Annotated in this window: 15 protein-coding genes; 8 read left to right on the top strand and 7 right to left on the bottom strand. The window is 67.6% G+C overall.

What is annotated here, in order from left to right; all coding sequences use genetic code 11:
• Nucleotides 1-37: 37 nt before the first annotated feature.
• The gene (locus tag U5760_RS31120; protein WP_322016139.1) at nt 38-817 is read right to left on the bottom strand and encodes a DeoR/GlpR family DNA-binding transcription regulator; all 780 of its coding nucleotides are present in this window, start codon (nt 815-817) and stop codon (nt 38-40) included.
• A gap of 155 nt (nt 818-972) precedes the next feature.
• Between U5760_RS31120 and U5760_RS31115 the strand changes: the two genes are divergently transcribed.
• The 7 genes from U5760_RS31115 to U5760_RS31085 all read left to right on the top strand — a co-directional run bounded on the left by U5760_RS31115 (nt 973) and on the right by U5760_RS31085 (nt 6,256).
• Nucleotides 973-1,263 carry a YXWGXW repeat-containing protein gene (locus U5760_RS31115; RefSeq protein ID WP_322016138.1) on the top strand — a complete coding sequence of 97 codons (291 nt, stop codon included), beginning with the start codon at nt 973-975 and terminating at the stop codon, nt 1,261-1,263.
• A gap of 291 nt (nt 1,264-1,554) precedes the next feature.
• On the top strand, nt 1,555-2,250 hold the full coding sequence (locus U5760_RS31110) for an RNA polymerase sigma factor (protein WP_415914211.1): 696 nt from the start codon (nt 1,555-1,557) through the stop codon (nt 2,248-2,250).
• Entirely contained in the window at nt 2,247-2,696 is a 450-nt protein-coding gene (locus U5760_RS31105) for a hypothetical protein (protein WP_322016136.1), read from the top strand. The genes U5760_RS31110 and U5760_RS31105 overlap by 4 nt, the downstream gene beginning before the upstream one ends.
• Complete coding sequence (locus U5760_RS31100) at nt 2,693-3,196, top strand: periplasmic heavy metal sensor (protein WP_322016135.1); 504 nt, start codon at nt 2,693-2,695, stop codon at nt 3,194-3,196. The genes U5760_RS31105 and U5760_RS31100 overlap by 4 nt, the downstream gene beginning before the upstream one ends.
• Before the next feature lie 128 nt (nt 3,197-3,324).
• Complete coding sequence (locus U5760_RS31095; RefSeq protein ID WP_322016134.1) at nt 3,325-4,809, top strand: DUF1800 domain-containing protein; 1,485 nt, start codon at nt 3,325-3,327, stop codon at nt 4,807-4,809.
• A 17-nt stretch (nt 4,810-4,826) separates the two neighbouring features.
• The gene (locus tag U5760_RS31090; RefSeq protein ID WP_322016133.1) at nt 4,827-5,981 is read left to right on the top strand and encodes a DUF1501 domain-containing protein; all 1,155 of its coding nucleotides are present in this window, start codon (nt 4,827-4,829) and stop codon (nt 5,979-5,981) included.
• A 68-nt stretch (nt 5,982-6,049) separates the two neighbouring features.
• Entirely contained in the window at nt 6,050-6,256 is a 207-nt protein-coding gene (locus tag U5760_RS31085; RefSeq protein ID WP_322016152.1) for a YXWGXW repeat-containing protein, read from the top strand.
• A 111-nt stretch (nt 6,257-6,367) separates the two neighbouring features.
• On the opposite strand, the gene U5760_RS31080 is transcribed toward U5760_RS31085, so the two are convergent.
• Nucleotides 6,368-6,613, bottom strand: coding sequence for a hypothetical protein (locus U5760_RS31080; protein ID WP_322016132.1), 246 nt, complete (start codon nt 6,611-6,613; stop codon nt 6,368-6,370).
• Between the two features lie 114 nt (nt 6,614-6,727).
• Nucleotides 6,728-8,365: a gamma-glutamyltransferase family protein gene (locus U5760_RS31075; protein ID WP_322016131.1), complete on the bottom strand. Its 1,638-nt coding sequence runs from the start codon at nt 8,363-8,365 to the stop codon at nt 6,728-6,730.
• Between the two features lie 238 nt (nt 8,366-8,603).
• On the opposite strand from U5760_RS31075, the gene U5760_RS31070 reads away from it, so the two are divergent.
• Nucleotides 8,604-9,989 carry a cytosine permease gene (locus U5760_RS31070; protein ID WP_322016151.1) on the top strand — a complete coding sequence of 462 codons (1,386 nt, stop codon included), beginning with the start codon at nt 8,604-8,606 and terminating at the stop codon, nt 9,987-9,989.
• 116 nt (nt 9,990-10,105) lie between these two features.
• Here the strand turns inward: U5760_RS31070 and hutG are convergent, their stop codons facing one another.
• The 4 genes from hutG to U5760_RS31050 are packed head-to-tail and all read right to left on the bottom strand — an operon-like array spanning nt 10,106 to nt 14,285.
• Nucleotides 10,106-10,912 (bottom strand): N-formylglutamate deformylase, encoded by an 807-nt coding sequence (hutG, locus tag U5760_RS31065; protein ID WP_322016130.1) that lies wholly within the window; start codon nt 10,910-10,912, stop codon nt 10,106-10,108.
• A 34-nt stretch (nt 10,913-10,946) separates the two neighbouring features.
• Nucleotides 10,947-12,347, bottom strand: coding sequence for a formimidoylglutamate deiminase (locus U5760_RS31060; RefSeq protein WP_322016129.1), 1,401 nt, complete (start codon nt 12,345-12,347; stop codon nt 10,947-10,949).
• A gap of 22 nt (nt 12,348-12,369) precedes the next feature.
• Nucleotides 12,370-13,593 carry an imidazolonepropionase gene (gene hutI / locus U5760_RS31055; RefSeq protein ID WP_322016128.1) on the bottom strand — a complete coding sequence of 408 codons (1,224 nt, stop codon included), beginning with the start codon at nt 13,591-13,593 and terminating at the stop codon, nt 12,370-12,372.
• Nucleotides 13,594-13,601: 8 nt separating this feature from the next.
• Complete coding sequence (locus tag U5760_RS31050; protein WP_322016150.1) at nt 13,602-14,285, bottom strand: HutD family protein; 684 nt, start codon at nt 14,283-14,285, stop codon at nt 13,602-13,604.
• Nucleotides 14,286-14,298: the final 13 nt, after the last annotated feature.

The raw sequence follows: 14,298 nt of genomic DNA, 5'->3' as shown, positions 1-14,298 counted from the left end.
CGAACGAACATGAAACACCCCCAGCCGCGAACCCGGCTCACTCTGCGATATAGACCTGCGTGCCGGCTGCCGCCACGGTCTCGTTCATCTCCGGCGGCAGCGGTTTGTCGGTGAAAAGCGCGTGAATCTGGTTCAGATGACCCTGGCGCACGAGCGCCGGCCGGCCGAATTTCGAATGATCCGTCACCAGATACACGGTGCGCGCATGCTCGATGATGGCTTCGGCCACGCGCACTTCGCGCGTGTCGAAGTCGCGCAGCGTGCCGTCCATTTCGATGGCCGAGGTGCCGATGATCGCGTAGTCCACCTTGAACTGGCGGATGAAATCGATGGCGAGTTCCCCCACGATGCCCTTGTCCCACGGCCGCACGATGCCGCCCGTGATCAGCACCTCGCACTCCGGATAGCCGGTCATCACGCTCGCCACGTTCAGATTGTTCGTGATGACGTGCAGGCCGCGATGCCGGTTCAGCGCCCGCGCCACTTCCTCGGTGGTCGTGCCGAGGTTGATGAAAAGCGAGGCCTGATCGGGAATGTGCGAGGCCGCGAGCGCCGCGATGCGCCGCTTCTCGTCGTGGAACATGCGCTGGCGCGCGCTATACGAGACGTTCTCCGAGCTCGTCGGCAGGCTCGCGCCGCCGTGGTAGCGGCGCAGCAGGTTCATGTCGGCGAGCCAGTTCACGTCGCGGCGGATCGTTTGCGGCGTGACATTGAAGTGCGCCGCGAGATCGTCAACGGTCACGAAGCCGTCGCGTTGCACCCACTCGAGCAATTCCTGCTGACGCGCATTGAGGGTGAGGCGGAGGTCTCGTGTCATGGTCTCTTGTCGGGGGACAGGGAATAGCTGTCCCTATTGTAAGGGCTGTCGACGGACAAGATAAATTTCGTCACCCCGGCGACGGATTTTCTGCGCACCCGCCGTTAAAGAGAAAAACCGGGGCACGCGCCCTACCCACCGCACGGAGAAACACAATGCAGAAAAACACGATGAGGCGCGTTGCCGTCGCCGTTCTCGCCGCGCTGGCAACCACTGCGGCGCTCGCCCAGGAGATCATCGTCGCCCCGCCGCCGCCGCGCGTGGAAGTCGTGCCGCCGCCGCGCGCCGGCTACGTCTGGGATCCGGGCCACTGGCGCTGGCGGCACGGCGCCTACGTGTGGATCGCCGGGCATTGGCAGCGCGTGCGCGAAGGCTATCACTGGGTGCCCGGTCACTGGGTCCAGCACGGCCCGAACTGGCGCTGGGTCGAAGGACATTGGGCCTGAGCGGTCCTCCGGCACGCCGGTGGAGCATGACATGAGAACCCTTCTGATCCTTGCATTGAGCGCGGCCGTGCTGTCGGGCTGCATCGTGGTGCCTGAGCGCCCCGCGTACTACCATCCGGCGGTCGTCGTATATTGAGCCCTCGCGACCCCATTTATACCGCCGTGCCCGGCTACCGCGCCCCGGCCCTCGCCGGGGCCGCCGAAGCCGCGTGGCCGCACTACAAGAAAAGCATCTGGCCCGAGAGCATCGCACACGCGCCCGGCCGCCTCGTCCCCAGCGCGGCGGCCGGCCTGCGCGCCGGGCCCCTCTTCAGCCAGGGAGTGGACGAACATGAGTTACGCGCGGCAGGCACGACGGGCCGCCCGAACGAGGCGGCGCCCCCGGCCACGGCCGGAGGTGCCGCCTCAGAGCCGTCACGGTGCGCCTTGAGCGAGCGAGATCCCGACGCAGACCTCGTCGCCCGTGTGGGCGCGCGCGATCACGGCGCCGTACGCACGCTCGTCATGAACAAGCTGCCCAGGCTGCTCGCGCTGGCGACCCGCATGCTGGGCGACCGCATGGAGGCCGAAGACGTGGCCCAGGAGGCTTTCATGCGCATCTGGAAACAGGCGCCGCAGTGGCGCACCGGCGAAGCGAAGTTCGACACCTGGCTGCACCGCGTGGCGCTGAACCTCTGCTACGACCGCCTGCGCGGCCGGCGCGAGGAGCCCGTGGACACGCTGCCCGACGAACCCGATCCGTCCGGCTCGCCCGACCTGCGGTTCGACGAGCGCGCCCGCGACGCAGGCGTGCGCCGCGCGCTCGCCGCCCTGCCGGCGCGGCAGCGCGAGGCGCTGGTGCTCACCTACTACCAGGAGTTGTCGAACATCGAGGCCGCGGCCATGATGGACATTTCCGTCGATGCGCTGGAGAGCCTGCTCGCGCGGGCCCGGCGTTCGTTGCGCGCGCAACTGGCCGGCGACGGCACAAGCAAGGACACAGCATGACACCCGAACGCTTCCATACTCTCGTAGCCGCCTATGGCGCCGATCCGCGCCGCTGGCCGTCGCACGAGCGCGAAGATGCGCTCGCCTGGGCCCGTGCACACCGCGCCGAAGCCGAGACCGCGCTCGACGAAGCGCTCGAGCTCGACGCCTGGCTCGCACGCGACACGGTGACGCCGCCCACGCGTGCGCTCTTCGAGCGCATCGTCGCCAGCGCGCCCGCGAACGCGGACCCGCGCGCCAGGGCGCCGCAACGCCGGCGCCTCTGGTGGTCCGGCGCGGCCTTCGCAGGCGTTGGGCTTGCGGGTGCGCTCGCCGGTGCGCTGGCGATGTCGATTTTGCTGCTCGGCAGCGCGCCGCCCTCGTCTCACGAAGGATACGAGACGCACGAGAGCAGCTATCTGACCACGAGCTTCGGCGGTTCGAGCGCCGACTGGGGTGACGAATGAACGGCCGTGGCTGGAAGTTTCTGGTAGCGGGCTCGGTACTGCTCAATGTGTTCCTGCTCGGCGCGATTGCGGGCGGCGCGTGGCGCTGGTTCGCGTCCCAGGGCGAGCACCAGGCGGCGCCCGCGCAAAAAACGGCACTGCGTTTCGCCGCCGACGATCTCACGCCCGAGCGCCAGGCCCAGTTCGTCGACGCGCTCAAGGACGCGCGCCGCGAAGGCAAAGCCTACGCCCGCGAGGGACGCGACGACCGGCGCGTGGTGCTCGATCTGCTCGCCGCGCCGCAACTGGACCGCGCCGCGCTCGACGATGCGCTCGCGCGCACGCGCGCCGCGGATACCGCGTTGCGTGCGCAGGTGGAAAGCGGCGTGGCCGATTTCGCGGCCACGCTCACGCCCGAGGAACGCGTGAAGTTCGCCGAAAGTTTGAGGCAGCGTGGCCAATGGCGTCTGCCTCCCGCGAAATCCGCGAAGCCGCCGCAGGCGGCAAGCACGGCGCAATAGCACCGGGCGGCCAACATTGCCCGGATAACAATCGGTAACAACAACGCGCGAAAAAGTCCTCAGGCGAGCGACGGATTGGCGGCAGCGTCTCCGTTTAACGAAGGTACGCAACGCCTGAAGGACTTCGCATGGAAAGCCTGCCGACTGTCAGCGCCGCGGCGATCGCGATGAACCGTTTCGGGCTCGGCGCGCGCGCCGACGAAACGCCGCCCGCCGATCCGCGCAACTGGCTTCTCGATCAATTCGCGCACTACGAAGCGCTGCCTGCGGCATGGAGCCGGCAACCCGGCTCCGCTGCGATCGCGCAACGCTTTGGCGAAGAGCGCCAGCAGAAGATGGCCGACAACGCCGCGGCAAACAGCATGACAGGCGCCACGACGAGCACCGGCACGGCCGGCACGACTGGCACAACAAGCGCGGCAGGCGAGGATCCGAAACAGGCCGCGCGCCAGGCGGTGAATCGCGACATCCGCCGCGAGGGCGTCGACCTCTACCGCAGCGCCGTGAATGCGCGCCTTGCCAGCGCCCTTGCCACGGACACGCCCTTCGTCGAGCGCCTCGTCCACTTCTGGTCGAACCACTTCGCGGTATCCGTCGACAAAGGCCCGGTGGCGAGCCTGGCGGGGGCCTTCGAAATGGAGGCGATCCGGCCGCACGTGCTGGGCCGCTTCGAAGACATGCTCGTGGCCGTGGAGCAGCATCCGGCCATGCAGATCTTTCTCGACCAGACACGCTCGGTGGGCCCCGACAGCAAAGCCGCCCTGCGGGCCGACGCGCGCGACCCGGACCACAAGCGCGGACTCAACGAAAATCTCGCGCGCGAGATCATGGAACTGCATACCTTAGGTGTGCGAAGCGGATACACACAGAACGACGTGACCGAGTTCGCGCGCGCGCTCACCGGCTGGAGCGTCGCGGGTGTGCAGGGGCCGCAGCCACCAGGCGCGACGCCGGGCGCCTTCGTGTTCCGCCCGGCGCTGCACGAACCCGGCGAGCGCATCGTCATGGGCCGCCGCTACGACCAGCCCGGCGAGGAGCAGGCGCTCGCGATCCTCCACGATCTCGCGCTCGCGGACGCCACGAGCCGCCATATCGCCTTGCAACTCGGGCGCCACTTCGTCGCCGACAATCCGCCGCCCGAACTCACCGGGCGCCTTGCCGCGGCCTACCGGCAAAGCGGCGGCGATCTGCCGACGGTGTATCGCGCGCTAGTCGAATCGCCGCAGGCGTGGATTGCGGTCAACACGAAGTTCAAGACGCCCTGGGAATGGACGGTTTCGTCGATGCGCGGGCTCGGCTGGCGCGATGCCGGCGACCTGAACGCCGCCCCGCTCCTCACGCAGCTCGGCCAGCCGATCTGGCGGCCCGGCTCGCCGGCGGGCTACGACGATATCGCCGCAAGCTGGGCCGCGCCCGATGCGCTCGTGCGCCGTGTGGAAGTCGCGCAGCGATTCGCGGCGCGCACAGGCGACCGGCTCGACCCGCGCACGCTCGGCCAGACACTCACGGCCGGCTCGCTGAGCGCGCCCACCGCCACGGCGGTCGCGCATGCCGAAAGCGCGCCCACGGCGCTCGCGCTGCTGCTCGTCTCGCCCGACTTTCTGAGAAGGTGACCCACATGGCATCCCGCATGGCCTCTTCCTCCCGCCGCCATTTCCTGAGCCTCGCCGCAGCCGGTGCGGGCGCGCTGCTCGTCGCGCCGCACATGGTCTTCGCGAGCGTGGCCACCGACCGCCGCTTCGTGTTCGTGATCCAGCGCGGCGCCGCGGACGGCCTGAACATCGTCGTCCCCTACGCCGAGCCCGCCTATGCGACGCTGCGCGGCCCGTTGACGATCGACGCGGCCAGCGCGACGAAACTCGACGGCACCTTCGCGCTGCACCCCTCGCTCGTGCAGACCGCGCAGATGTACCAGTCGGGGCAGGCGCTTTTCGTGCACGCGATCGCCTCGCCGTATCGCGACCGCTCGCACTTCGACGGCCAGAACGTGCTGGAAACAGGCGGCCGCGCGCCCTATCAGGTGAAGGACGGATGGCTCAACCGGCTGGTCGGCCTGATGCCCGCGACGCGCGAAAACGCCATCGCGCTCGCGCCCACGGTGCCCGCGGCGCTGCGCGGCCCCGCACGCGTGACGTCGTATGCGCCCTCCGCCCTGCCGGCGGCGTCCGACGATCTCCTGATGCGCGTGTCCTCGCTCTACGAAGGCGATGCGCAGCTGCGGCCGCTCTGGGAATCGGCGCTCGGCGCGCGCGGCCTCGCCTGCGATATCGGCCCGAAGCAGGATCCGGCCAGCCTCGGCAAGCTCGCGGCGCAGTTCCTCGCGCGCCCGGACGGCCCGCGGATCGCGATGATCGAGACCGGCGGATGGGACACGCACAGCGCGCAGAACGCGCGCCTCGCCAACCAGTTGAAGGCGCTCGACACGATGCTCGCCGCGCTGCGCGACGGGCTGGGCGCCGACTGGGACAAGACCACGGTGCTCGTCGCCACGGAATTCGGCCGCACGGCCGCCGCGAACGGCACGGGCGGCACCGACCACGGCCAGGGATCGGTCGCCATGCTGCTGGGCGGCGCGGTGAAAGGCGGGCGCGTGGTGGCCGACTGGCCCGGCCTGCGCAGCGCCGATCTCTACGAAGGACGCGACCTCAAGCCCACGGCCTCGCTCGACGCGCTCATCGCGGGCGCGGCCAGCGAAAGCCTCGCGCTCGATCCGCAGCGCACCGCGGCCACACTCTTCGCTGAAGCGGGTGCACCGCGGGCCACCACCGGCCTGATCCGCACCTGAGCGAATACGCCGTGCGTCATGCGCAACAACGACAGATCAGCCTGCAACCAGAAGGAGTACGAAACGTGATGAAGAAAACGATGCTTTCCGCGACCCTATGTGCCTGCGCGGCGCTCGTTTCAGCGTGCGTGGTGGAACCGGCGCGGCCGCCCGAGCCCCCGCCGCGCGTGGAGGTCATGCCGCCTCCGCCCGCGCCCGGTTATCACTGGGTCAAGGGACACTATCGTTGGGAAGGCAACCACTGGGCGTGGGTGCCGGGCCACTGGGCCGGGTAAAGGTCCGCGAAGGATCGGCGGGTCCGGCGCGGATGCCGCGTGACAGGAAACCGTCGCGCGGCGTACCGGAAATCGACGCGGCGCCGCGTAGCGGGCGCCGGATTTCGGACGTCAGCCCAGCGCGGGATGCGCGGCGCACCACTCGTCGACGATGTCCTTGCCGCGATGCTCGACGGCGGACAGCGCCATCAGCACGTCGATTTTCAGCTTGGGGATCGTCAGTTCGACGGAGGGCAGTGTCACGTCCTGCGCCTCGCCGGCGATGCCCACGATTTTTGCGCTGCACAGCCACTGCGTGTCCGTCTCGTCCGCTTTCGCATCGGTTGCGATTCGAAAGCCACGATATTCGATTGCCATTTTTCCCTCCGATACCTGACAAGGCGTAAGCATTCGCCGCTCGCGCGCAGCGAAACATCCAATATATCACCGCGCCGCAACATCCTCAGCGACGCGGGTCTTGCCGCATTGCGCTCAGAAGCCCGCTGCCAGTCCGTCGCGCCGGGAATCGCTCGCCGCCACATAGCCTCGCTCGGGATCGTTGCGGTCCAGCTTCCAGATGAACTGGCCCGAGCCGAAGTCCATATACGGGTCGTCGATGCGCTTGATCTGGTGGCCGCGCTGCTGCAACGCGAGCACCGTTTCGGGGTCGAGCGTCGATTCTACGTCGAGCGTGAAGTCGCGGTTGACCTTCCAGCGCGGCGCATCGCAGGCGGCCTGGGGTTGCTGGCCGTAATCGAGCATGCGCACCACGGTCTGCAGATGCCCTTGCGGCTGCATGTCGCCGCCCATCACGCCGAAGCTCATCACCGCTTCCTGGCGGCCCTCCACTTGCTGGGTGAGGAACGCCGGAATGATGGTGTGGAACGGCCGCTTGCCGCCGGCCACCACGTTGGGCGAAACCGGGTCCATCGAAAAACCGCAGCCGCGATTCTGCAAGGCGATGCCCGTGCCGGGCACCACCACGCCCGAACCGAAACCCATGTAGTTCGACTGGATGAAGCTCACCATCATGCCGCGCTCGTCTACCGCCGACATGTAGATCGTGCCGCCCGCCTTCGGCATGCCGAAGCCGAAATGCGTGGCGCGCTTCGGGTCGATCAGCTTCGCGCGCGATTTCAGATAGGCCGTGTCGAGCATCTGCTCGGGCGTGACGTCCATCGAGCGCGGATCGGCAACATAGCGATAGACATCGGCGAAGGCGAGCTTCATGGCCTCGATCTGCAGATGCTGGGCCTCTACGCCGTCGAGCGGGAGCGACGCCACGTCGAACTGCTCGAGTATGCCGAGCGCGATGAGGGCCGCGATGCCCTGCCCGTTCGGCGGAATCTCGTGCACCGTGTGGCCGCGATAATCCTTGCCGATCGGCTCGACCCATTCGGCGCGATAGGCACGCAAATCGTCGAGTGTCATCGCGCCGCCGCACTCGCGCGAAAACGCCGCAATACGCTCCGCGATCTCGCCTTCGTAGTACGCACGCGGCCCTTCTTCCGCGAGCCGGCGCAAGGTCGCCGCGTGACCCGGCAGACGCACGCGCTCGCTCACCTCGGGCGCGCGGCCGTGCGGCATGAAGGTTTCGGCAAAACCGGGCTGGTCCTTCAGGTCGGGAATCGCGGCCTGCCACTTGTGGGCGACGATGCTGGCCACCGCGTGACCGCGCTCGGCGATCTCGATGGCCGGCGCCATCAGGTCCGCGAACGGCAGCGAACCGAACTTCGCATGCAGCGCCTCCCAGCCGGCGATGACGCCGGGCACGGTCACCGTGTCCCAGCCGCGCACGGGCTGCTTCGCGCGGCCATTTTCTTCGCCGTAGCGGCCGCGGAAGTAATCGACGTTCCAGGCCGCGGGCGCGGTGCCCGAGGCGTTCAGGCCATGCAGGCGGCTGCCGTCCCAGACGAGCACGAAGGCGTCGCCGCCGAGGCCGCACGAGACCGGCTCGACCACCGTGATGGCCGCGGCCGCGGCGATGGCCGCATCGACGGCATTGCCGCCTTGCCAGAGCATGCGCAGACCCGCCTGCGCCGCGAGCGGATGCGAGGTCGACACGATATTGCGGGCGAACACCGGCAGGCGCAGTGTCGGATACGGGTTTTGCCAGTCGAAGCGTGTCATGGGACGGTGCCTGGGATGGAAACGAAAAATACTAATACAAGCCGCGCGAACGCATCGCCTTTCCATTGAATGGCCACTGTAAGGCGGTGCGCATGCGGGCGGATCGCGAGGGGTTATCCCCTATTCCCGTCAAATTGTCTATACAACACCATCGGGGATGCTACCTTGCCGCCTCTTTTCGGAGTCTCTCGTGGCCCAACCCGAATCCCTTGCCCAACTCGCACCCGACGGCCGCAAGCTGCTGGAAACGCGCTCCATCGACTACATTCCCGACACGGAGCGTCACGGCAGCCTGCTCAGCCAGTTCACGCTGTGGCTCTCGGCCAACCTGCAAATCACGGCGATCATTACCGGCGCGCTCGCCGTGGTGCTGGGCGGCGACGTGTTCTGGTCGCTCGTGGCGTTATTGATTGGACAACTCGTGGGCGGCACCGTAATGGCGCTCCATGGCGCGCAGGGGCCGCAACTGGGCCTGCCGCAGATGATCTCCAGCCGCGTGCAGTTCGGCGTTTATGGCGCGGCGCTGCCCATCGCGCTCGTGTGCCTCATGTACGTGGGCTTTTCCGCCAGCGGCACCGTGCTGGCAGGCCAAGCCACGGCGCAGTTGCTCGACGTTTCCGATACCACGGGCATTTGCCTCTTCGCCGCGCTCATCGTCGTGTTGACGCTGCTCGGCTATCGCTCGATCCACTTCGTGGGACGCATTGCGAGCGTGGTCGGCGTGGCCGCCTTCGTGTTCATGTTCGCGCAGCTCTTCGCGCATCACGACGTGGGCGCGCTGCTCGCCAACCGGCATTTCACGCTGCCGAGCTTCCTGCTTTCGATGTCGCTCTCCGCCTCGTGGCAGATCGCCTTCGGTCCTTACGTGGCCGACTATTCGCGCTATCTGCCGCGCACGACTTCGCCCGTGCGCACGTTCTTCGCGGTAGGCCTCGGTTCGGTGATCGGCGCGCAGGCGGCGATGGTGTTCGGCGTGTTCGCCGCTGCGCTCGCGGGTCATGCGTTCGCGCATCATGAAGTGGAATATATCGTGGGGCTGGGTGCGAGCGGCGCGGTGGCCGCGCTGCTCTATTTCAGCATCGCGTTCGGCAAGCTCACCGTTACCACGCTCAATGCGTATGGGAGCTTCATGTCGATGGCCACGGTGGTGAGCGCGTTTCGCGCGAAGCGCGCGATCTCCACGCGCCACCGCTTCGTTTATATCGTCGTGATGGTGGGATTCTCCACCGCCGTCGCCCTGGCGGGACGCCATTCGTTCCTCAAGGAGTTCACGGCCTTCATTCTGTTTCTGCTGGCGTTTTTTACGCCGTGGAGCGCGATCAATCTGGTCGATTATTATTGCTTTACGCAATCGCGCTATGATGTACCGGCGCTTTCCGATCCGCATGGACGCTATGGCCGGTGGAATGCGAAGGCCATCGCCATTTATGTGCTCGGCGTGCTCGTGCAGATGCCTTTTATTTCCAGCAGCTTCTATACGGGACCGTTCGTCGATGCGCTGGGTGGAACGGATATTTCGTGGATACTCGGGCTCGTCGTGCCGGGTGTGGTGTATTACGTCGTGACGCGGCAGTCGCCGCAGTCGATTCCGGATCGGCTGGTTCTGCCGGTTGAGGAGCGGTGACTCCGGCAGTGTGGCCCGGCGTAGGTGCTTTTGGAAAAGAGACTGGAAAAGAAACGGCTCTGGATTTTTGATCCAGAGCCGTTTTTCTTGCTGCCGCAAGTCTTCTCTGCGTTGCCCTACTTCACCGCATTCAATGCCTGAACGGCGGCAAGCGCCCCACCCACCATTCCTCGCAACACGGGCTCAACCTTGCCCGCAAGTGCCGGCACATAATCGAACGGCGCCGTCTCGCTCATATAAGTGGACTGGCACATTTCGAGCTGAATGGCATGCACGCCGTCCTGCGGCGCGCCGAAATGACGCGTGATATAGCCGCCCTTGAAACGCCCGTTCGCCACCCACGTATACGCACTCGCCTGTGCCGCATTCGCCGCGGCCGCCTGCACTTCGGCCGCAACGGTCCGACCATCCTGCGTGCCGATATTCAGATCCGGCAGTTTGTTTTCGAAAAGCCGCGGCAGCACGCTCGCAATCGAGTGCGCTTCCCACAGCAGCACGTTCGCGTGCAGGCTGCGCAGGCGCTGCAACTCGGCGCGCAGCGTATCGTGGTACGGCTGCCAGTAAGCCGCGACACGCTGCGCGCGCGCCGCCGCATCGGGCGCGCGGCCCTCGCGATAGAGCGGTTCGCCGCGGAACGTCTCGGTCGGACACAGCGAAGTGGTCGTCTGGCCCGGATACAGGCTCTCGTCGTTCGGCGGACGGTTCAGATCGATCACGTAGCGCGACACGCGCGCCCCGAGGATCGTCGCGCCCAGGTCTTTCGCAAACGCATAGAGGCGGTCGAGGTGCCAGTCGGTATCGGCGACGGTGAGCGCGATATCGGTGTAGTGCTCGCGCAAGGCGTCGGGAATCCGCGTGCCGAGGTGCGGGATCGAGATCAGCAGCGGCGCGGTGCCGCGCTCAAGGGTATACAGGTCGGTCATGATTCGTCGCAACGGAAACGGTGGTGTGCGTGGGTCACGCGTTCAACAACAGACGCGCGAGCGCCTTGCGATAGACGGCGTACAGGCGTTCTTCGTGGCGATGGCGACGGCGCTCCACCACCTTTTCGCCGCCCGCGTAAACGTCGAGCACCGGCGTTTCGCCATGCTCGCAGAATACGACGGACGAAAGCCAGGTGTCGGGAGACTGTTCGGCAAGATCCGCGTGCTGCGGGTCCAGCACGATCCAGTCCGCGCGTGCTCCCGCTATCAGCGCGCCCGTCGCGCGCCCCGTCGCACGCGCGCCGCCTGCCAGCGCGGCATCGAACAGGCGGTCGGCAACCTGAACGGTCTGCGCCGAAGCCAGCACGTTGCGCTGGCGCCGCACGAGCCGCTGCCCATATTCGAGCAGCCGCAGTTCGGCGCGCCAGTCCACACCGATATGGCTATCCGAACCCACGCCGAATACGCCGCCCGCTTCCAGATAGTCGTGCGCCGGGAAGATGCCGTCGCCCAGATTCGCCTCGGTCGTGAGACACAGGCCCGCCACGGCGCCGCTGTTCGCGAGCGCGCCCGTTTCGGCCGCGTCGACATGCGTTGCGTGCACGAGGCACCAGCGCGCGTTCACGTCGAAGCGATTGAGCAGCCATTGCACAGGACGTGCGCCTTCGGTCGCGAGGCAGGCGTCCACTTCGGCCGTCTGCTCGGCGATATGGATATGCACCGGGGCGCCCGGCAGCATGGCATCGAGCCCGTCGAGCATCGTCTGCAGCGAGTCTTTCGATACGGCCCGCAGCGAATGCGGCGCCACGCCGTAACGCAGCGCGCCGTGTTCGGGCCGCGCGCGCCGCAGCGTATCGATGAGTTCGAGCAACTGGTCCGGTGTATTGATGAAGCGCCGTTGATCGTCGCGCGGCTTCTGCGCGCCGAAGCCGCTGTACTGGTACAGCACGGGCAACAGGGTCATGCCGATGCCGGTATCGGCCGCGGCATCGACGGCACGTTGCGCCAGTTCCGCCGGATTGCCATAACGCCGGCCGTCCTCCGCGTGGTGCACGTAGTGGAATTCGCAGACGGACGTGTAGCCCGCCTTCAGCATCTCCACATAGAGCCAGCCCGCAATCGCGCCGAGGTCATCGGGCGTGATGCGCGCAGCGAACCGGTACATCAGGTCGCGCCAGCTCCAGAAGCTGTCGGTGGGGTTCGCGCGATATTCGGTGAGGCCCGCCATCGCACGCTGAAATGCGTGCGAGTGAAGGTTAGGCATGCCAGGCATGACCGGGCCAGCCGCCTGCGGCACGCCTTCGGGCGCGCGAGTGAGGTCGGGTGTAACTGCGCGAAGCTGGCCCGCATCGTCCCATTCGAGCAGGACATTGCGGCGCCAGCCGCCAGGCAGCCAGGCATGCCCGGCAAAAAGCGCGTGTGAAGTCGGATTCATGTTCGTGGCGTGGTTCAGGCGATCAGGCGGCGCGCGAAGCAGTGAAGACGGTTTCGCCCGCGCGCACGACGCGTTCGCAAAGCGGTCGGCCGATCCAGTAGGCGAGTTCCGCCAGCGACTGAACCCGCCATACCGCGAAGTCGGCGGGACGCCCCGCCGCCAGCGTGCCGTGCCGCTCGCTGTCGCCGAACGCGCGCGCCGCGTGTCGCGTGACGCCCAGCAGCACTTCGGGCACGGTCATGCGAAAGAGCGTGGTCGCCATGTTCATCATGAGCAGCAACGACGTGGTGGGCGACGTGCCCGGGTTGCTGTCGGTCGAGATCGCAATCGGCACCTCGTAGCGCCGCAGCAAATCGAGCGGCGGCAACTGCGTTTCGCGGATGAAGTAATAAGCACCCGGCAGCAGCACGGCTACGCTGCCCGCCGCCTTCATCGCGGCGACACCCGCTTCGTCGAGGAATTCCAGGTGGTCGGCGGAAAGCGCGCCGTAACGAGCGGCCAGCGCTGCGCCGCCGCTGTTCGAGAGCTGCTCCGCGTGCATCTTGACGGGCAGCTTGCGCCGCGCCGCCGCCTCGAACACGCGCTCGCTCTGCGCGAGCGAGACGCCGATGCGCTCGCAGAACACATCGACCGCGTCCACGAGGCCTTCGTCCGCGAGCGCGGGCAGCATGCGCTCGCACACTTCGTCGATATAGGCATCGGCGCGGCCCGCGTATTCCGGCGGCGGCGCGTGCGCGCCGAGGAAGGTCGTGCGCACCGTTACCGGATAATGCTCGGCGAGGCGCCGCGCCACGCGCAACATCTTGCGCTCGGACTCGAGTTCGAGGCCATAGCCCGATTTGATCTCGACGGCGGTCACGCCTTCCGCAAGGAGCGGTTCGAGGCGTGCCGCGGACTGCGCGAAGAGCGCGTCCTCGCTCGCGGCGCGCGTGGCACGCACGGTCGAAACGATGCCGCCTCCCTGGCGCGCGATCTCTTCGTAGCTCACGCCCGCGAGGCGCTGCGCGAATTCGTCCGCACGCTGGCCGGCATAGACGAGATGCGTGTGGCAATCGACGAGGCCCGGCGTGACCCAGGCGCCGCCCAGGTCTTCGCGCGGCCACGCGGCGTACTGCGCAGGAACCTGTGCGAGCGTGCCGAGCCACGCGATCTTGCCGTTCTCGACGGCGAGGGCCGCATTGTCGAGCGTCTCGCGCGGATCGCCTTGCGCGCACAGTTTGAGGTTGTGCCAGAGAGTCTGTTTCATGGATCGGTTCATGAGGTCCGCGTGGCGTTCGGCAACACCGACCCGGAAGATGGGACGTCGGCCTGCGGCGCCACCCTATCGAGAGCGACAGCCAGCAGTGCGCCCTCGCCCTGCGTTTCGATGTCGACGGCTTGCACCGCGTCGACGCGCAGCGTGTCGCCAGACGCGAGCGCGACCGGTTCGGCACCGTCCACGCCGATGGCGACCGGACCCCGCGCGCAGTACAGCAGAAGCGTTTGTGCGGAGAGTCGGCGCACTGTCGCCGTACACCAGACGTCGAGCGTACCGCGCGCCACGCCGCGGCGCACCATCAGATTGAAATCGCGCGTCGGTCCTTCGACCAGTTGCGCCGTAATCGCGGCTTCGCCTGCGAAGCGCGCGACATCGAGCGGCGCCGTGAGCGCATGCGTGCGTGCGGCGGGCCCCGCTTCGTCCAGCAGCATGCCCATGCCTTCGAGCAGCACCAGCGTGCGATCCACGCCCTCGAAGCGCGAAAACGGCCCAGCCTGCGCCACATCGGCCACGCTCACTCGCCACGCGAACGTGTCGAGCGCCGTGCCGGCAGCCGCACCTGCGAGACCGCCAGCAACGGGCGCCGCCGCGATCTCGCGCGTGACGCCGCCGCCGTTCTTCCACGGCGACGCCACCAGGTCCTCGCCGCGCAGCAGCGTCACGCGCGCAGCGGCCTGCACTGCGTGCGCGCCA

The sequence above is a fragment of the Paraburkholderia sp. J12 genome (assembly GCF_905220215.1).
GTDB lineage: Bacteria > Pseudomonadota > Gammaproteobacteria > Burkholderiales > Burkholderiaceae > Paraburkholderia.
This window is presented reverse-complemented; position numbering and strand designations above follow the sequence as displayed.